16 protein-coding genes are annotated in these 16,682 nt (G+C 60.5%); 8 read left to right on the top strand and 8 right to left on the bottom strand.

Annotated elements, in window-relative coordinates; all coding sequences use genetic code 11:
• Positions 1 to 325 precede the first annotated feature (325 nt).
• Positions 326 to 727, top strand: a complete 402-nt coding sequence (locus K3166_RS08630) for a hypothetical protein (protein WP_221421864.1) — start codon at positions 326 to 328, stop codon at positions 725 to 727.
• A 57-nt stretch (positions 728 to 784) separates the two neighbouring features.
• On the opposite strand, the gene K3166_RS08625 is transcribed toward K3166_RS08630, so the two are convergent.
• The 4 genes from K3166_RS08625 to K3166_RS08610 all read right to left on the bottom strand — a co-directional run bounded on the left by K3166_RS08625 (position 785) and on the right by K3166_RS08610 (position 4,660).
• The gene (locus tag K3166_RS08625) at positions 785 to 1,042 is read right to left on the bottom strand and encodes a hypothetical protein (protein ID WP_221421863.1); all 258 of its coding nucleotides are present in this window, start codon (positions 1,040 to 1,042) and stop codon (positions 785 to 787) included.
• 149 nt (positions 1,043 to 1,191) lie between these two features.
• The gene (locus tag K3166_RS08620; protein ID WP_221421862.1) at positions 1,192 to 2,442 is read right to left on the bottom strand and encodes an N-succinylarginine dihydrolase; all 1,251 of its coding nucleotides are present in this window, start codon (positions 2,440 to 2,442) and stop codon (positions 1,192 to 1,194) included.
• On the bottom strand, positions 2,439 to 3,455 hold the full coding sequence (locus K3166_RS08615; protein ID WP_221421861.1) for an arginine N-succinyltransferase: 1,017 nt from the start codon (positions 3,453 to 3,455) through the stop codon (positions 2,439 to 2,441). Before K3166_RS08615 ends, K3166_RS08620 begins: the two co-directional genes overlap by 4 nt.
• A complete protein-coding gene (locus tag K3166_RS08610; RefSeq protein ID WP_221421860.1) occupies positions 3,452 to 4,660 on the bottom strand; it encodes a hydrolase in 1,209 nt (402 codons plus the stop codon). The genes K3166_RS08615 and K3166_RS08610 overlap by 4 nt, the downstream gene beginning before the upstream one ends.
• Before the next feature lie 129 nt (positions 4,661 to 4,789).
• Between K3166_RS08610 and K3166_RS08605 the strand changes: the two genes are divergently transcribed.
• Together K3166_RS08605 and K3166_RS08600 are read left to right on the top strand one after the other, a co-directional pair.
• Positions 4,790 to 6,895, top strand: a complete 2,106-nt coding sequence (locus tag K3166_RS08605; RefSeq protein ID WP_221421859.1) for a malate synthase G — start codon at positions 4,790 to 4,792, stop codon at positions 6,893 to 6,895.
• A gap of 59 nt (positions 6,896 to 6,954) precedes the next feature.
• Positions 6,955 to 7,734: a DUF2189 domain-containing protein gene (locus K3166_RS08600; protein ID WP_221421858.1), complete on the top strand. Its 780-nt coding sequence runs from the start codon at positions 6,955 to 6,957 to the stop codon at positions 7,732 to 7,734.
• Here K3166_RS08600 and rsmA read toward each other — a convergent pair.
• The 4 genes from rsmA to K3166_RS08580 all read right to left on the bottom strand — a co-directional run bounded on the left by rsmA (position 7,731) and on the right by K3166_RS08580 (position 13,400).
• A complete protein-coding gene (rsmA, locus tag K3166_RS08595) occupies positions 7,731 to 8,555 on the bottom strand; it encodes a 16S rRNA (adenine(1518)-N(6)/adenine(1519)-N(6))-dimethyltransferase RsmA (protein WP_221421857.1) in 825 nt (274 codons plus the stop codon). The two genes, K3166_RS08600 and rsmA, sit on opposite strands and share 4 nt — an antisense overlap.
• Positions 8,548 to 9,558, bottom strand: coding sequence for a 4-hydroxythreonine-4-phosphate dehydrogenase PdxA (gene pdxA / locus K3166_RS08590; RefSeq protein WP_221424034.1), 1,011 nt, complete (start codon positions 9,556 to 9,558; stop codon positions 8,548 to 8,550). The genes rsmA and pdxA overlap by 8 nt, the downstream gene beginning before the upstream one ends.
• Positions 9,558 to 10,919 carry a peptidylprolyl isomerase gene (locus K3166_RS08585; protein ID WP_221421856.1) on the bottom strand — a complete coding sequence of 454 codons (1,362 nt, stop codon included), beginning with the start codon at positions 10,917 to 10,919 and terminating at the stop codon, positions 9,558 to 9,560. Before K3166_RS08585 ends, pdxA begins: the two co-directional genes overlap by 1 nt.
• A gap of 135 nt (positions 10,920 to 11,054) precedes the next feature.
• Complete coding sequence (locus K3166_RS08580; protein ID WP_247714586.1) at positions 11,055 to 13,400, bottom strand: LPS-assembly protein LptD; 2,346 nt, start codon at positions 13,398 to 13,400, stop codon at positions 11,055 to 11,057.
• A gap of 100 nt (positions 13,401 to 13,500) precedes the next feature.
• On the opposite strand from K3166_RS08580, the gene K3166_RS08575 reads away from it, so the two are divergent.
• The 5 genes from K3166_RS08575 (at position 13,501) to ndk (ending at position 16,638) form a co-directional block, all read left to right on the top strand.
• The gene (locus K3166_RS08575; protein WP_221424032.1) at positions 13,501 to 14,961 is read left to right on the top strand and encodes a leucyl aminopeptidase; all 1,461 of its coding nucleotides are present in this window, start codon (positions 13,501 to 13,503) and stop codon (positions 14,959 to 14,961) included.
• A 23-nt stretch (positions 14,962 to 14,984) separates the two neighbouring features.
• On the top strand, positions 14,985 to 15,131 hold the full coding sequence (locus K3166_RS08570) for a DUF2256 domain-containing protein (RefSeq protein ID WP_425594558.1): 147 nt from the start codon (positions 14,985 to 14,987) through the stop codon (positions 15,129 to 15,131).
• Positions 15,128 to 15,571 carry a DNA polymerase III subunit chi gene (locus tag K3166_RS08565; protein ID WP_221421855.1) on the top strand — a complete coding sequence of 148 codons (444 nt, stop codon included), beginning with the start codon at positions 15,128 to 15,130 and terminating at the stop codon, positions 15,569 to 15,571. Before K3166_RS08570 ends, K3166_RS08565 begins: the two co-directional genes overlap by 4 nt.
• Before the next feature lie 16 nt (positions 15,572 to 15,587).
• Positions 15,588 to 16,127, top strand: a complete 540-nt coding sequence (locus K3166_RS08560; protein WP_221421854.1) for a hypothetical protein — start codon at positions 15,588 to 15,590, stop codon at positions 16,125 to 16,127.
• 88 nt (positions 16,128 to 16,215) lie between these two features.
• Complete coding sequence (ndk, locus tag K3166_RS08555) at positions 16,216 to 16,638, top strand: nucleoside-diphosphate kinase (RefSeq protein ID WP_221421853.1); 423 nt, start codon at positions 16,216 to 16,218, stop codon at positions 16,636 to 16,638.
• Positions 16,639 to 16,682: the final 44 nt, after the last annotated feature.

Genomic DNA, 16,682 nt, shown 5'->3' with positions numbered 1-16,682 from the left:
CCCACCTCTGCTGATCATTTTCCACGGTAGCCAAGGTGCACGGTCCCGCCCCTGAACCCAATGAAGAGGGTGGAGCGCGGTCAGAACCCCTATGAATTCGTCAAGCATGAACGTCACGTCCGCATTCGCGCTGATGGCGGATCGGTCGCTTGTCCTTTTATCGGCTCAGCAGAATGTCAGAGGCAGAGCGAAAGCGGCACCGTAATGCTTGACAGTGACCGGTCACAAGGCCTTGTCCTCGGGCAGAGAGGTGTCGGCCACATCTCTATCCCTAAGCTTGGCAATGGCGCAGCCAGCCAAATTCCCGATCCAAAGGTACTGAGACATGACGGATAATTTGATCAAAAAGGGCTTCTGGCTCGCTGGTCTGAGCAATATTTTCGGGGTGCTAATTTGCTCCAAGGCCCTCACGAACGACGTGATGCTGGATGCGCAGCCAGCCGTCATGGGCTATTTTGGCCTGATCTCGATCATCCTGTGGGGATTGGCGTATATATCCGTCAGCAAGACCTACGACCAAGTGAAGTGGCTTGTGGGAGTTTTCGTCGTCGAGAAGCTGGCTTACGTGGCCGCTTGGCTGAGCTTCATCACATCGCAGTCGCTGGATTCCGTTTACCAGCAAGATTTCCTCGCCGGGGTGTTCTACACGATCTACGGAGCCAACGACTTCATCTTCATGCTGTTTTTTACCTTTGTTTTCCTGAAAGGCAGCCAGGCGAAAAGCTAGAAAACCGCGGGCAGGGCGCACCGCGAAATTGCCGGGAATGGTATTTGCACCGGAATGCTAGCGGTCAGCAGCAGCTTCTTCTGCTTCCGCCGCCAGCCTCGCTTCCTGCTCATACCGGATCGCGTCGAGGATTTTTGCGCCGCCGAGGAACACTGCACCTGCGGTTGCTGACATCAGCAGCCAGCCGCCGACTCCGGGGTATTCGATCGTGTAATTCGCGCCGCGGGTCATCGCGCCAAGTGCAAGGGCGTATATGATCAGGAACGCTTCAAAGCGTGTCTTGATCACGAACAGCCGTTTGATCTTGGTCCACATGGGGTGCTTACACTCTCTCGGTTCTTAACCCTTGTACCTGCAAAGAGCGTGCCATCAACGCGCGCCTGCCGATCTCAATGGTTAATTCGTAAATGAGTGTAAGCTCGCCCGACAAGCAGAGTCCAGCGCGTTAACTGTGTTGGTGAGCCTTAAACGAGTGTGTCCAAGGACAGGACACTTAACAGTGCTTCACGTGCCTCGATGACCGCCTTGGCGAGAGCGTCGCTGCCGATATCAGCCGGATCGATCTGCTCTGGCCAGTTTTCAGCAACGACAGCTTCGATCCGGTCGGCTTTGGCTTCGTCCAGCATGAAGCGCGGATCGACTGTGGCCGGGTCCGCGACCACGCGCAGGCGCAGGCATGCCGGACCTCCGCCATTGGCCATCGATTGCTTCACATCCACGGGAATGACCTTGCGGATTGGGCCGTTGGTGGCGAGCATATGTTCGCACCACGCCCAGACGCTGGCGCTTTCCTGGCATTCAGTAGGAACGACAAGCGCCATCTCGCCGGTGGGTAGGGTCAGCAATTGGGCGTTGAACAGATAGGTGCGGATCGCCTCTTCCAGACTGACCGCGCTTTCGGGGACTTCGACAATTTGCAGAGCCGGGAAAGCGGCGCCGATGGCATCATAGGCGCGCTGCTTGTCAGCAAAGGCGCGTTCATGCGTGAAGAGTACCCGTTCATTCGCCACGGAGACTACGTCGTTGTGGAATGCGCCAGCCTCGATTGCATCGGGGTTTTGTTCGATGAAAATGCAATTGTCCTCGCCGAGGCCGTGCAGGCGGGCGACTGCCCGGCTGGCCTGTTCATGCTGACGGGCGGGGAATTTTCCGCCCTGCCTGCCGTAGACGAAGACCTCGACCCCAGCAGAACCGTGACCTTCACAGAACCGCATGTGGTTCGCTGCACCTTCATCGCCGAAGGTGGGGAGGACCGCATCATGAACAGTGAAATGCTGCTTGTCGCCGAACGCGATATCGAGCTGGGCCTTGGTGTCGCGCCATTCCTGTGCGCGGTGGGCCATGGTGACCAGATTGGCCGGTGTCAGGTGGCAGCGGCCATCTGCGGTATCGGGAGCGGGGCTGACCGTCGCTGCGTTGGCGGTCCACATGCTGGACGCCGACCATGCGGCAGCGATTAATTGCCGCGGGGCCTGCGCGCCAAGGGCAAGATTGCGCATCAGGTCGAAGTTCGGGCGGGGTAGCGGCAACAGATAGCCCTGGGCGAGTCCCAACTCCATATTGGAGCGCATCTTTGCAATGCCCTGCAGCGCGGCTGCGCGCGGATAGCTGGTGTCACCGCCGTGGCTGGCGCTGGCGATATTGCCAAGACTGAGCCCTGCGTAATTGTGCGAAGGGCCGACGATACCGTCAAAATTGATCTCGACCAGATTCATCGGGCAACGCTCCAGACAATGTCGCCGACGCCTACTTCGAGGGCATCTGCGCAAACCTGATCAATGCAGATCGTCCCGTCATCTGCGAATTCGCGCATCCCATAGGCGGATTTGAAGGTGCCCAGTTCGCCTGTCGCCAAAAGAGCACGTTCACCGATGTCGAGGTCGGTCGAGGCGATCTTGGCCGGCCGGGCTTCCCGGACGCTTTTCACCTGATCGGTGCGGGCAGTCATACTGGGGCCGCCATCGAAAATATCGACGTAGCCCTGTGCTGCAAATCCTTCGTTTTCGAGCATCCGCATAGCAGCGCGTCCACTGGGATGCGGCACGCCGATAACCTTCTTGGCGTCCTCGTCGAGCATGGCGACATAGACGGGATGTTTCGGCATTAGATCGGCAATGAATTGGTTGCCGTTGATGGCGTTGAAATAGTCGGCTTCCTGAAAGGTCATTCCGAAGAAGCGTCCGGCCACGCCGTCCCAGAAAGGGGATCCGCCGCGGTCGTCGATCACGCCGCGCAGTTCTGCGAGAATGCGGTCCGCAAAGCGGCTGCGATGCATGGCAATGAACAGGTAGCGGCTGCGCGCCAGCAGCAGACCGAGGCCGCCGGCACGTTCGCCAGGGTGCAGGAACAGGCCGCCAACCTCGGATGAACCTTCAAGATCGGTCACTAGGCTAAGAAGTTCGGCTCGCACCGTGCGGTCCAGTTCCTGGCTGTGCTGGGTCAGCGTGGTGAGGCGATAGCTATAGAAGGGCCACTGCTGCCCGACCTGCGTGAACAGCTGGCAGGTGCCGCGCACCTGTCCCGTCTCAGTGTTTTCCAGCACCAGCGTGAACTGGTCGTCGCCAAGCTCGCCGTCGCGGCGGGCAAAGGCATCTTCTGCACGTTCGAGCTTCTTCGTCAGCGCCGCCCTGTCAGCCGGCAGGTTGGTAAAGCCCCCCCCGGTCAGCTTGGCCATTTCGTACAGATGCTCAAGATCGCTGATGTGCGCAGCGCGCAGGCGAAAAGTCACAGATGGTCTCCGGTCGAAAGCTTGCTCAGGACCAGCGCCGACAAGGCCGCGCGTTCCCGCAAGGATGGGACGATCATAAACTCGTCCGGTGAGTGAATAGCGCCGCCGCGCACGCCCATGGTGTCGACCACGGGCACGCCGGTCGCGGCAATGTTGTTACCGTCGCATACGCCGCCGGTAGATTTCCAGCCGATCTGCTGACCCAGTTCGGCTCCGCATGCCTTGACCAGATCGAACAGCGCCTGCGCTTTCGCGTCGACCGGTTTGGGCGGACGGGTCACCCCGCCGTGGCGATGGATGCCGACTTCATGCTCTGCGCCAATGGCCGAGAGGATGGTGTCCAGCTGACCGTCGAACCGGTTCATGGCGTCGGTGGACTTGGGGCGTATGTTGAAGCGCAGGATGGCGAGGTCAGGCACGACATTGTTAGCCGCGCCGCCTTCGATTTTGGCGGGATTGACCGTAATGTCGTCAGCTTCCAGCGCCTTGATCCGCAGCACCAGGTCGGCTGCCGCGACGATAGCATTGCGGCCTTCGTGCGGATTGCGGCCAGCATGGGCCGATTTTCCGGTGATGGTGATCGAGTAATTTCCGGTGCCGCCGCGTGCATGGGCCAGCGTGCCATCGGGCAGGGCGCTTGGCTCATAAGTTAGCGCCGCATATTTTCCGCGCGCGAGCTCTTCGATCAGGCCGCGGCTGGCAAGGCTGCCGGTTTCCTCGTCTGAATTGATCATCACATCGTAGCCGACGCGGCCCGATCCTTCGAGCGTCTCGAATGTCTTCAGCGTATGGAGGATCACGTTGAGGCCGCCCTTCATGTCGGCGGTGCCGGGGCCGTTAATCGTCTCGTCGTCCAGCCAGACGTTTTCCTGGAACGGGTGATCGACCGGAAAAACCGTATCCATATGGCCGGTCAGGACAAAGCGGCGTTCGGCATTCGGACGCACGCGAAGGACCATGTGTTTACCGTGCGGCTTCTCGAATTCGCGGCCTTCGGCGCTGATCGCCGTGACCTGCGCCGGTTCGACCAGTTCAACTTCGCCCGGCAACGCACTGAACGCATCTGCAAGCACGCCCGCCATTTTCGCCAGGCCGCTGATATTGGCGGTCCCGGTATTTATGGCTGCCCAATCCTGAACTTCACGCAGCATGGTATCCGCGTCGATCGCGTCGAGAAGGGCTTGTGGGGGGCTGTCCGGTTTCATTGGCAACTTCCTTAGTCGGGCTATGGCGAGTGTCCACCCCGCCGCTTGCAATCGTCAACCGCTGGCGGCATAGGTCGAACCACTCCTCCCCGGGTACACATCGCCATTCGAATACCCCAAGGGAGTTCCATGACAGATTACGTTACGCGCGCCGGTATCGAAGTTGACCCGGAGCTGGCCAGCTTTATCGAAAGCCAGGTAATTGCGCCGCTGGGCCGCGATGCCGCAGATTTCTGGCAGGGTTTTGCCGAACTGCTCGACCGGTTTGTCCCATTGAACCGCAATCTCTTGCAAATCCGGCAGGCACTCCAGAGCAAGATCGATGCATGGCATGAAGAACGGGCAGGTAAACCGCACGATGCGGCGGCATATCGCCAATTGCTCGAAGAGATTGAATATCTCGTACCCGAACCCGGCGATTTCACGATCGGGACCGAGAACGTCGATCCCGAGATTGCCGCGATGGCCGGGCCGCAGTTGGTCGTGCCGATCCTGAATGCCCGCTTCCTGCTCAATGCGGCGAATGCGCGCTGGGGCAGCCTCTACGATGCGTTCTACGGGACTGATACGCTCGATGCGCCGCCTGCCAAACCGGGCGGCTATGATGAGGCGCGGGGCGCTGCCGTCATCGCGGCTGCGAAAAGCTTCATGGACGAGGCGGTGCCGCTGGCAGACGGCAAGAAATGGGCTGATCTCACCGACGTCAAAGGGCACGGCATCCCGCTCGCCGATCCGGCGCAATGCGTTGGCTGGAACGACAAGGCGTGTTTGTTCAAGAGCCACGGCCTGCACATCGAAGTGGTGTTCGATGCGGATCATTCCATAGGAAAAACCGACCCTGCCAATATCGCCGATATCAACCTCGAAGCTGCGCTTACGACGATTGCCGATTGCGAAGATTCCGTCGCGGCTGTCGATGCGGAGGACAAGCTGCTGGCCTACCGCAACTGGCTAGGCGTGATACGGGGCGATCTGTCGGAAAGTTTCGACAAGGGCGGTCGTACGGTTACTCGCGCATTGTCGGATGATCGAAACTACACCTCGCCTGACAGCAAAGAATTCGCGCTGCCGGGCCGCAGCCTGATGTTCGTGCGCAATGTCGGGCATCTGATGACCAATCCCGCGATGCGCTGGCAGGGCGACGAAATCCCCGAAGGCATCATGGATGCCGTCATCACCTCGGCCATTGGCGCGCATGATGTCGCCGGTCTGGGCAAATACGGCAACTCGCGCTGCGGCAGCATCTACATCGTAAAGCCGAAGATGCATGGCCCTGACGAGTGCGCATTTACGAACGATTTGTTCGATGCGGCCGAAGACCTGCTCGGCCTGCCGCGCCACACCATCAAGGTCGGCGTCATGGACGAAGAGCGGCGCACCAGCGCCAACCTTGCCGCCTGTATCCATGCGGTGAAAGACCGCATCGTATTCATCAACACCGGCTTCCTCGACCGCACAGGTGACGAGATCCACACCTCAATGCGAGCGGGACCGATGATGCGAAAGGGCGAGATGAAGTCATCCGCCTGGCTCAAGGCGTATGAAGCGCGCAACGTGGGCATTGGCCTCGCGCACGGACTGTCCGGCCGCGCACAGATCGGCAAGGGCATGTGGGCCGCGCCCGACCTGATGGGGCAGATGATGATCGAGAAGATCGGCCATCTGCGCGCAGGCGCTAACACTGCATGGGTTCCAAGCCCGACTGCCGCGACTCTTCACGCAATCCACTATCACCGCGAGGACGTATTCGAGATCCAGAAGGGCCTGGAAGATGCTGCCGAGCTGGATGATCTGCTGACCATCCCGCTTGCTGACGGCACAAATTGGTCGGAAGACGAAATCGCCGAGGAACTGGACAATAATTGTCAGGGATTGCTTGGTTACGTTGTCCGCTGGATCGACCAGGGCGTTGGCTGTTCCAAGGTGCCTGACCTCAATGATGTCGGCCTGATGGAAGATCGCGCCACACTTCGCATTTCCAGTCAGCACATCGCCAACTGGCTATTGCACGGCGTCATCTCGCAAGAGCAGGTGATGCAAAGCCTGTTGCGAATGGCGGCGAAAGTCGACGAGCAGAACGCGGGCGATCCGGATTATGAGCCGCTTCTCGAAAACCAGGACGGCGCAGCCTTCAGTGCTGCTAAGGACCTGATCTTCAAGGGTATCGACCAGCCGAGCGGATACACCGAGCCGCTGCTCCATGCGTGGAGGCTCCGCAAGAAGTCGGGTGCTTGATGCTTCGCCGAAGCTGATGCAGACTGCTCACCCTTCAGCCGGGTAGAGGAGGCGCAGCAATGGAGGCCGCAGGGGAGACACCGATCGCTCCGGTGAAGGTCGCGGACGATCTTTCGTTCGCCGATCTCGGCAGGGCGCTGAAAGCCGGGTTCTCCGACTTTCTCGCTTGCCCGATTTACGGCCTCTTCTTCGCTGGGATCTACGTGGCCGCGGGGATTTTCCTGTATGTCGCTGCGGTGAAATGGGGCGAGCCGATGTGGCTCGTGCCAGCGGTCGCAGGGTTTCCTCTGGTGGCACCGTTCACCGCGGTCGGCCTTTATGAAGTCAGTCGCCGCCGAGAAGCAGGATTGCCCGTAAAATGGAGCGCCGTCCTGGGGGCAGTCCGCGGCAAGGGCGATGAGCAACTCATCATGATGGGCGGCATCGTCTTCGTGGCGTTCAGTTTCTGGATGATTATCGCCCACGGCATCTTCGCCATTTTCATGGCGGAATCCGGAGTGGGTTCGGAGTCGATTGCTGCCTTCATCACGCCCGCCGGCATGGCGATGCTTGCCGTGGGCACCCTGGTCGGGGCCATTCTCGCGCTGGCATTTTATGCTGTCACTGTCGTCAGCCTGCCGATGCTGGTCGACCGGGAGGTGGATTTCCTCACCGCAATCATAACCAGCCTCGCGGCATTCCGGTCAAACACGGCGATGATGTGCCTATGGGCGGCGATCATTGCGCTGTGCCTGCTGGCCGCGCTTGTCCCGGCGTTTCTCGGACTGATGGTGGTGTTGCCGCTATTCGGTCACGCGACCTGGCATTTGTACCGCCGAGTTGTTGAGCCTGCCGACTAGGCCGACAATATCCTCGCCAGTCGGACGAAATCGTCCACCTCAAGCGTCTCGGCGCGCCGCTGCGGATCGATGCCGATCTGCTCCAGCGCCTCGACTGCGCCCGGAACGCCCTTGAGGCTCTGGCGAAGCATTTTTCGGCGCTGGCCGAAGGCGGCTTCGGTGAGCTTCTCGAGGCGTTTGGCCGAAACACCCTCGGGCATTTCTGCAGGTTCTACATGGACGATGGCGCTCATCACCTTGGGCGGAGGAGTGAACGCACTGCGATGCACTTTCATCGCCAGCCGTGCGCTGCTGCGCCATTGGGCCAGGATTGCCAGCCGGCCATAGGCCGAACCGCCGGGCGCAGCGACGATGCGCTGCGCAACTTCTTGTTGGAACATCAGCGTCAGGCTGGTCCAGAGCGGCGGCCAGCTTTCGCCGCCCAGCCAGCGCGTGAACAGCGCCGTGCCGACATTATAGGGCAGGTTGGACAACACGGCGAAGGGCTCGCCGCCCATGATTTCCGCGTGGTCCAATTTCAGCGCGTCGCCCTGAATGACCTTGAGCTTGCCCGGGAAAGCATCGCCAAGTTCCGCGAGCGCAGGCAGACAGCGCGAATCCATTTCGATCGCGGTCACCTGCGCACCTGCACGGAGCAGGGCGCGGGTCAGGCCACCGGGGCCGGGGCCTACTTCCAGCACCTGCTTGCCGTTGAGATCACCGGGCAGGGCAGCGATACGATCAAGCAATTGCTCGTCGAACAGGAAGTTCTGCCCAAGCGCCTTGCTCGCGCTCAGTCCGTGCCGGGCAATGACTTCGCGAAGTGGGGGCAGATCAGTCATGGGATGCGCGCCGTGCTGCCACTTCGCCTGCCATGCGCAATGCGGCAATCATTGCGCTGGGGTCGGCCACGCCTTTGCCCGCAATGTCGAAGGCGGTGCCATGGTCCGGGCTGGTACGCACGATGGGCAAGCCGAGTGTCACGTTGACACCCTCGTCAAAGTCGAGTGCCTTCAAGGGAATCAGCGCCTGGTCGTGGTACATGGCCAGCGCCGCATCGTAGGTTTTCCGGGCGCGCGGTGTGAAGATCGCATCAGCGGGGTGGGGACCGGAAACTGCTATTCCTGCCTCGCGCAAACGATTGACGGCAGGCCCGATTATGTCACGCTCCTCGCTGCCGAACTTGCCGTCTTCACCGGCATGGGGGTTCAGCCCGCAAGCGGCGATGCGCGGCCCCTTGATCCCAAAGTCCTTTGTCAGGGCTGCGGCAAGGATGCGCGCTTTGCTGACAATTAATTCACTGGTCAGCAGCCCTGGAACCTCAGCCAGGCTGCAATGCACCGTCACCGGGACGGCGCGCAGGCTTGGACCAGCGAGCATCATTACGCTATCGTCGGTGGGTAGACCGCAGGCAGCAGCAAGAAATTCGGTTTGGCCAGGAAATTCGAAGCCGACCTTCGCCAGTTGCCCCTTGGCAACGGGAGCCGTTACCACGCCGCCTGCCTTGCCAAGCAGGGCCATCCGCGTCGCTTCGGCCAGCGATCCAAGCGCAAGGGCCGCGCCCTCGTCGCTCGGTTGGCCCGGACGATAGGCGCAATCTTCGAGGCCCAGGACCGGGAGGCCGTGTGCGAATGCGGCCCCGCACTCTGCAGGATCTTGGATACGGACAATGGGGCAAATGGTGCCACGCATATGCGCGGCGGCCTCAAGCAGTCCTGCCCCGCCAAGTACGATAAAGGGCGCGCCATCCCGCTCGGATTGGCGCGCCCAGCTTTCGGTTATGATTTCCGGTCCGATCCCCGCTGGATCACCGATGGATACGGCGAGAGGGGCCACGGCGGGTATCAATTATATTCGATATAGGCGTCGTTGCGCAGATCGCGCAGGTAACGCTGTGCAGCGCGGTTGATGCGTTCGTCTTCGATCTCTTGCATCAGCTGGTCGAAGTTGGGTCCAGCCTGCACTTCGGGATCGTCCCGGCCGCATAGCATCAGAACGCGAACGCCTTCTGCGACATCGCCAAACGGCGGCGTCATCTCGCCGACACTCAGGTTCAATACGACCTGCTGCAACTGTTCGGGCAGCGCGCGCGCGCGGATCTGATCGTTGTCGACCACCGAGGCGCCGATGCTATTGGCAATTTCATTCGCGCTGCCGCAGCCACGCATGTTCTGGATGCCCTGAAGGAAGCCTTGCAGCCTTGCCTCGTTGACGTCCTGTGCAGCTGCCGGATCGAACTGGATCTGGATTTGCTTCAGGCTGAGTATGGCGTCACGCGGATCGGCGGTAAGCACCTGGCGCTTTTCGATCAGGTACAGGATCGAGTAACCGCCCGGAATTGCGATCGGACCTACCAGCTGGCCGGGCTGCATTTCCTTGGCCACGGTTTCAAGCTGTGCGTTCTTGAGCTGCGGCAGACGAATCCAGCCAAGATCGCCGCCGACAGCCGCAGTCGAAGCTTCGGAAAACTGACGCGCATAGGCGACGAAGCTGCCGCCCTGGCGGAGCTGCTCGACGATCTTCATCGCGTTAGCTTCGACGGCCGCCTGGCTTTCCGGCGTGGAGGACAGGTAGATTTCGCCGAGGCGGAATTCCTCGGTGCCCTTGGACGCTTCGAGGCGCTGCATAAGCTCGTTCACTTCTTCAGCCGATACGTTGACGAAGAAAGCGACCTTCTGGCGCAGCAAACGCTGCCATGCGAGTTCGCCGTGGATCTGGCGCTTGAGCGATGCGGGAGCCGAACCGATCGAAAGGAGATAGCTTTCCATCTCCTCCATCTGGCGGTTATTCTGCGCTGCGAGGCGCGTGTACGTCTGGTCAATCTCTGCTTGCGAGATAGTGATATCTTCGGCCTCAGCGGCCTGTATCTGCAAAGTTTCGTCGATCAGGTTGCGAAGCACCTGCGAACGAACGCGCTGCATTTCCTCGGGACCAACCTCGGACTGGCTTGCATCCACGAGCAGCGCGACACGCTGGTCGAGATCAGTACCGGTGATGACATGACCGTTCACCACCGCCGTTGCCTTGCGTACGTTCGGGTCGGGATTAGTCAGCATCTCGAAGTTCTCGGGAAGGTCGAGACTGTTTCCGGACACGGCAGCCTGGGCCTGCACGCTCACAGGAGCGGCAGTGAGGGCGAAACCGGCTGCAATCGTTGCGGCAGAACCGCAGAATTTGGCGAGCATTTTTGCGTTCACGCGTATCATTTCCAATTACGGCACGCTTGGCGCACCCGAATAACTCGCGGTTTTGCCGGAGCCCGGCTTAACCGTTGCTGATTGGCCGGCGCGGATAGCGCGTTTGGCCTGCGCTGCCAACCATATGGACAGTGAGATCACCGTCTATCTGAAGCCAAGATTCTTGAGACTGAAGTAAAGCTGGAAGGTGTCGCCGCGCTCGGCGTCGCCTGCCGAAACGTAATCGCGCCGCCATGTGAGCCCCAGTTCGAGGCAGTCGTCCTGATACGCGACGCCAAGGCGCGTGCGGATTGGCTGGAAGCCGTCGCTGGAAAGGCTCATATCTTCATCGCGGTCGGTGAGGTTGAAAACCCCTGAACCGAATATCGACCAGTAATTGGCGAATGATACACGCGCGGCAGCCCGCAACTCTTCCCGGTCCTGCAAATCTTCGACTGTCGTGATGTCGCGGTTGAGACGCAGGTATCCGATTTCCGCATAGGTGCGGCTGGTGCCGATGGTCGCGTCAACTTCATTGCGGCGCGCGGCCAGATTGTCCTTGTCGAGGCGGAACCTGTGAGTGAACTTTATCCGGTTGCGGAACCTGACTTCTGTGCGGCCGACTATGTCGCTGACCTTTTCAGATAGGCCGGTGCCATCAGGGAATATGTCGCGATCGGCGTCCAGCCGGTATGACTGGCCAAGCGTGGTTTTGACCTCGAGTCCGGGCCGCCGAAGTTCCCAGTCGAACCCGTAGGTTACACGCGCTCCGTCTTCGATACGGTCGTAACCGGGGAAGCGGTTCAGCGCGAACAGGTTGGAATCTTCTAGATCAATTGCGCGGGCATCTTCGTTAGGGATAGCCAGGTTCCTGATCGGCGGGGTCGCCACAAATTGGACCCGCGGCGTAAACACCTGTGTGCCGCCCAGGAATTCTCCCGCAAAAGGCCACTCGACATCCACCGCGCCGAGCGCAATTCCCCGGGCCTGCCAGCCGGGGTTACCGCGATAAGAAGCGGTCTGGGTGAGATAGTTTTCGCGCGAGTGATAGATGTCGCCGCGCACCATGCCGGTGACCGTGACCACCTGGCCCAGACTGGTCACGCGGCGCAGGTCCCATTTGGCACGGGCGAAAGCGCGCTGCGTATCCTGCCCGATATCCCGAATGATCGCGAGACTGTTGGCCTGCAGTTCTACCTTGCCTCCAAGCACCGGATCATCCAGCCGAAGCCGGTAATCCATCGCTGGCAAAGCGATAGGAATCTGGCCCTGTTCCTGATTCAATCGCAGCGTTTGCGTGGCCCAGCCTGCCAGCGAGAAGTAGGAATTGCGGTCGATCCGTTCCAACTCGACCATGGAACGAAGGCGATCATCGCGGCTGATGTCATACCGGCGCAGGAATGTACGATCGCTCGCCAGGCGGATCGAGCTGGTCAGGCTCCATTCCGGCGTGAACTGGAACTTACCGTTGGCAAACAGGTAGCCGCGCGGTTCGCTCTCAAATGTTTCGGTCTTGCTCGAATCGGTAAAGCGGCGGCTGTGCGTCGCGTAACCGGTGATCTGGTACGCGCCGTTATCAGTCAGGTGACGCCACTGCGCCGAAATCATCGGCGGCGCTTCGGTAAAGGCGTAAGCCGAAACCGTCAGATCCTTATTGTCGGCAAAGCGTATGTAATAGCTGCCGGAAACCTCGACCCCATTACTTTCGGAAAAGCGCAGGTCGGGCACAAGAAACCCGCTGACCGCGCCGCCATCGGTGCGGATCGAGAGCCCGGGCAGCGGCAGGATGCGCGCGCCGAACAGTTCCAGATAAGCGCCTTCGAACTGCACCTTCGAATCGATCGGATCGTACACCACGCGTTCGGCGATGATACGCCAGCTTGGATCCTTGTCGCACCCTTCCGGCGTGACCACTGCGCACGCGCTGTAAGCCGCCTGTTCAAGCGCCACGGTGCCGTCGGCTTCCCGCATCCCGCGATTGGCCGCGAGCCGGCCACCTTGCCGCAGTGCCAGCAGCAGGTCTTCCATGGCGCCCGCTTCGAACTGGTCGGTCAACTCGACGCGGTCGGAGAAGATCTGGTTACCGTTTACATCCACGAAGCGGACATCGCCGCTCGCCAGGATGACGCCTGTGCGCCTGCTCCAGCTGACACTGTCGGCGCGCACCGAACGCTCGCCTGATCGCAGGACAACGTTGCCTTCGGCGGTGACGATATCCGCATCCGCATCATAGCTTAGGATATCCGAAGCAAACGCGATCTGGCGTTCGCCTGCTTCGTTGAATTCCGGGGTTTCAGGCGGCTCCAGCCCGTCTGCGGCAACTATGACCGCTTCGGGTGTTGCCGGCAGATCGCTGGGGCTTTCGCCCTGCGGCTCTTCCACTGTGCCCGTGCCGGTCGCTGCACCATCCTGGGCGGCGAGGGGCGAAGCCGCAAGCAAGGCGAGCGTACCCGCACCTGTCCCCAGGGCGTGCATCAAATCGTGGCGCAAAATCTGGGGGCGCTGGCGCATGGCTTGCCTATCGCACCGCCCACGCCTAATCGCAATCGCCATCCTTGGCGGCCCGGCCATTAATGCGTGGGCCGTGTCAGACAGTTTTCCGGGAGTTTCCATGCACATCCAGTTTAGCCAGACCTGTCCCCAAGCGGCGCGCCTCATCGCGCATGTCGTGAACAAGGGCAAGTTCCCTACGTCATTTAGTGCCGCGATGCGTGCCGGCGCTGAGGCTGCACGCTTCAAGGGGGCCACGGGCCAGACCTTTGACGCGTTTGTCGAAAGTGATGGCGGCGCGACGCGTCTGGCACTGGCGGGATCGGGCGAGGCATCGGATGATGCGCGTCTTGCTAATCTCGAGAAAGCTGGCGCTGCGCTGGCTGCGAAATACCAGTCGGTCGGCATCGAAGAACTGGTTCTCGACGTGTCTGAAAACCGCCTTTCCGCCGAAGAAGTCGGTCATGTCCTGCTTGGGATGCGACTGCGCAATTGGCGCTACGATGTCTATCGCACCAAGATGAAGGACGAACAGAAAATCACGCTCAAGACCGTCACGGTTGTGGGCGCACCGGAAGACACTGCGAAGGAATGGGAAGAGCTGGATGCGCTTGCGCAGGGCGTCGAATTCACGCGCGAACTGGTGACTGAACCAGCCAATATCATTTACCCGGAAAGTTTCGTGGCGCGCTGCCAGGAGCGGTTCGAGGGAACGGGCGCCGAACTCATCATCCTCGATGAAGCGCAAATGGAAAAGATGGGCATGGGCTCGCTGCTGGGCGTGGGTCAGGGTTCGGTCCGCGAATCGCGCATCCTCGCCATTCGCTGGAACGGCGGCGCAGAGGGCGAGAAGCCGATTGCTTTCGTGGGCAAGGGCGTGACCTTCGATACCGGCGGCATTTCCATCAAGCCGGGTCCGGGTATGGAAGACATGAAGTGGGACATGGGCGGCGCAGGCGCGGTTGCCGGCGGTATGCTGGCCCTGGTCAAGCGCAAGGCAAAGGCGAACATCGTCGGTGTCATGGGCCTCGTCGAGAATATGCCGGACGGCAATGCTCAACGCCCCGGTGACGTGGTCACTTCGATGAACGGTCAGACTATTGAAGTGCTCAATACCGATGCGGAAGGCCGCCTCGTCCTCGCCGATGCACTGCACTGGACGCAGGAAGAGTTCGAACCGACCCGCATCGTGGACTTCGCCACTCTGACAGGCGCAATCATCATTGCGCTTGGCAACGAACACGCAGGCTTGTTCTGCAACGACGATACCTTGGCAAAGGACCTGATCGAGGCAGGTGAAGTAACCGGCGATACCATGTGGCGGATGCCGCTGGGCAAGGCCTATGACAAGCTGATCGACAGCCCGATCGCCGACATGAAGAACATCGGCGGCAAGGGTGCCGGATCGATCACTGCTGCTCAATTCCTGCAGCGCTTCATCGCCGACGATGTTGCCTGGGCGCATATTGATATTGCTGGCAAGGCATGGTCGGACAAACCCGGGCGCACATGGGGCAAGGGCGCGACCGGCTACGGTGTGCGCCTGATAGACCGTCTCGTGTCAGATACGCTGGAAAGCTGAGCGGGAGTTTCGCCATTCCCAAGATGCGCCGGAAAGGGGATTTGCCGTCCAAGGTCTGCGAGACCTGCGGCCTCCCTTTTTCGTGGCGCAAGAAATGGGAGCGCGACTGGGATAACGTGCGCTATTGTTCGGAGCGTTGCCGGCGAAACAAGGGTAGTAGCGACGAATGACCAGGGTGGACTTCTATCAGCTTAGCCGCGACCCGGTCGATGTGACCGTGGTCAAGCTGGCCGGCAAGGTCATGCAGGCTGGCGAGCGGCTGGTCGTGGTAGCTTCCGATGCCGCAATGCGTGAGCGGCTGGGCGAGGCGCTGTGGGCGCGGCAGGGTGCGATTTTTCTGGCCAATGGTCCCGCTGACAGTCCCCACGCTGCGCGCCAGCCGATCTTGCTATCCGAGACTTGTGACGCCCCCAACGAAGCGTCGATGGCAATTCTTGCCGATGGCGTATGGCGGGAAGATGCGACCCGGTTCGGACGTGCCATGCTGCTGTTCGGCGAAACTGCGACTGATGCAGCACGTACACAGTGGAAGCTTCTGGCGGCCCGCGACGACATCGATAATCGCATCTTCAAGCAGACACCCGAGGGCGGCTGGCGCGAAGGCCGCTAATTCTTGAGGAACCGCAATGCCTTTCACCCGTCGGACGGGCATGGGGCAACAATCACTCAGCATTATCGCAGCCTGTCTGCTTTTGACCGCTTGCGGAGCAGCGAGCGAGAGGGCCGCAAGTGAGCCGGACGCCGCTGCTGAACCGATCGGTAGCTACTCCGTCGATCCTGAAACCGGAGAGGTAAGCGCCACGCTGACCGATGCTGCGGGTGCAACGACCACGATGCGGGCGGGTAGCTCGGTCGATCCCGTTTTGCCGCCGCCCTTTGTGCTGCCGCCGGATTCCAAAGTAACGAGTGTTACTCGGGTGGAGCGACAGGGAGGCCAACTGGTTGTGCTTCAATTCGAATGCTCGCTTGCCCCGGAAGCGGTCGCGGAGTTTTTCCGCGATCTCGCCAGCGCGCAAGATTTCCGCCTCACTGCCGATATCCCGGGCAAGCAGGGCATCGTAATCGCGGGCGAGCATACCGGCGGCGAAAATACGTTTTCGCTCAGGGTAGAACCTGCCGAAGTTGGCAGTGGCGGCGAACTGACGGTAACCGCCGGCCTTGGCTAGAAAGCTTGCCCGCGAGGCCCTCCGGCGCTAGGGGCGCGCGCGAGAACTTTCTCCCCAAATAATAAGCCATTTCGCAAGGAACTTTATCATGGCGGCTACCCGCACCTTTTCGATCATCAAGCCCGATGCCACGCGCCGCAACCTGACCGGCGCAGTTACCAAGATGCTTGAAGAAGCCGGCCTTCGCGTCGTCGCTTCCAAGCGCATCCACCTTACCCGCGAACAGGCTGAAGGCTTTTACGAAGTCCACAAGGAACGTCCGTTCTACGGCGAACTGTGTGACTTCATGACCAGCGGCCCGGTTGTTGTCCAGGTCCTCGAAGGCGAAGACGCTGTGAAGCGCAACCGCGACGTCATGGGTGCCACCAACCCGGCAGATGCCGAAGAAGGCACCATCCGCAAGACCTATGCCGAATCGATCGAAGCCAACTCGGTGCATGGTTCAGACAGCGAAGAAAATGCGGCCAACGAAATCGCGTTCTTCTTCAGCGAAGACGAGATCGTCGGATAAAACGTAACATTTGTTAAAGAAAAACGGGAATTTATCTCGATTTT

Origin of the sequence: Qipengyuania psychrotolerans (assembly GCF_019711355.1) — a bacterium.
GTDB lineage: Bacteria > Pseudomonadota > Alphaproteobacteria > Sphingomonadales > Sphingomonadaceae > Qipengyuania > Qipengyuania psychrotolerans.
This window is presented reverse-complemented; position numbering and strand designations above follow the sequence as displayed.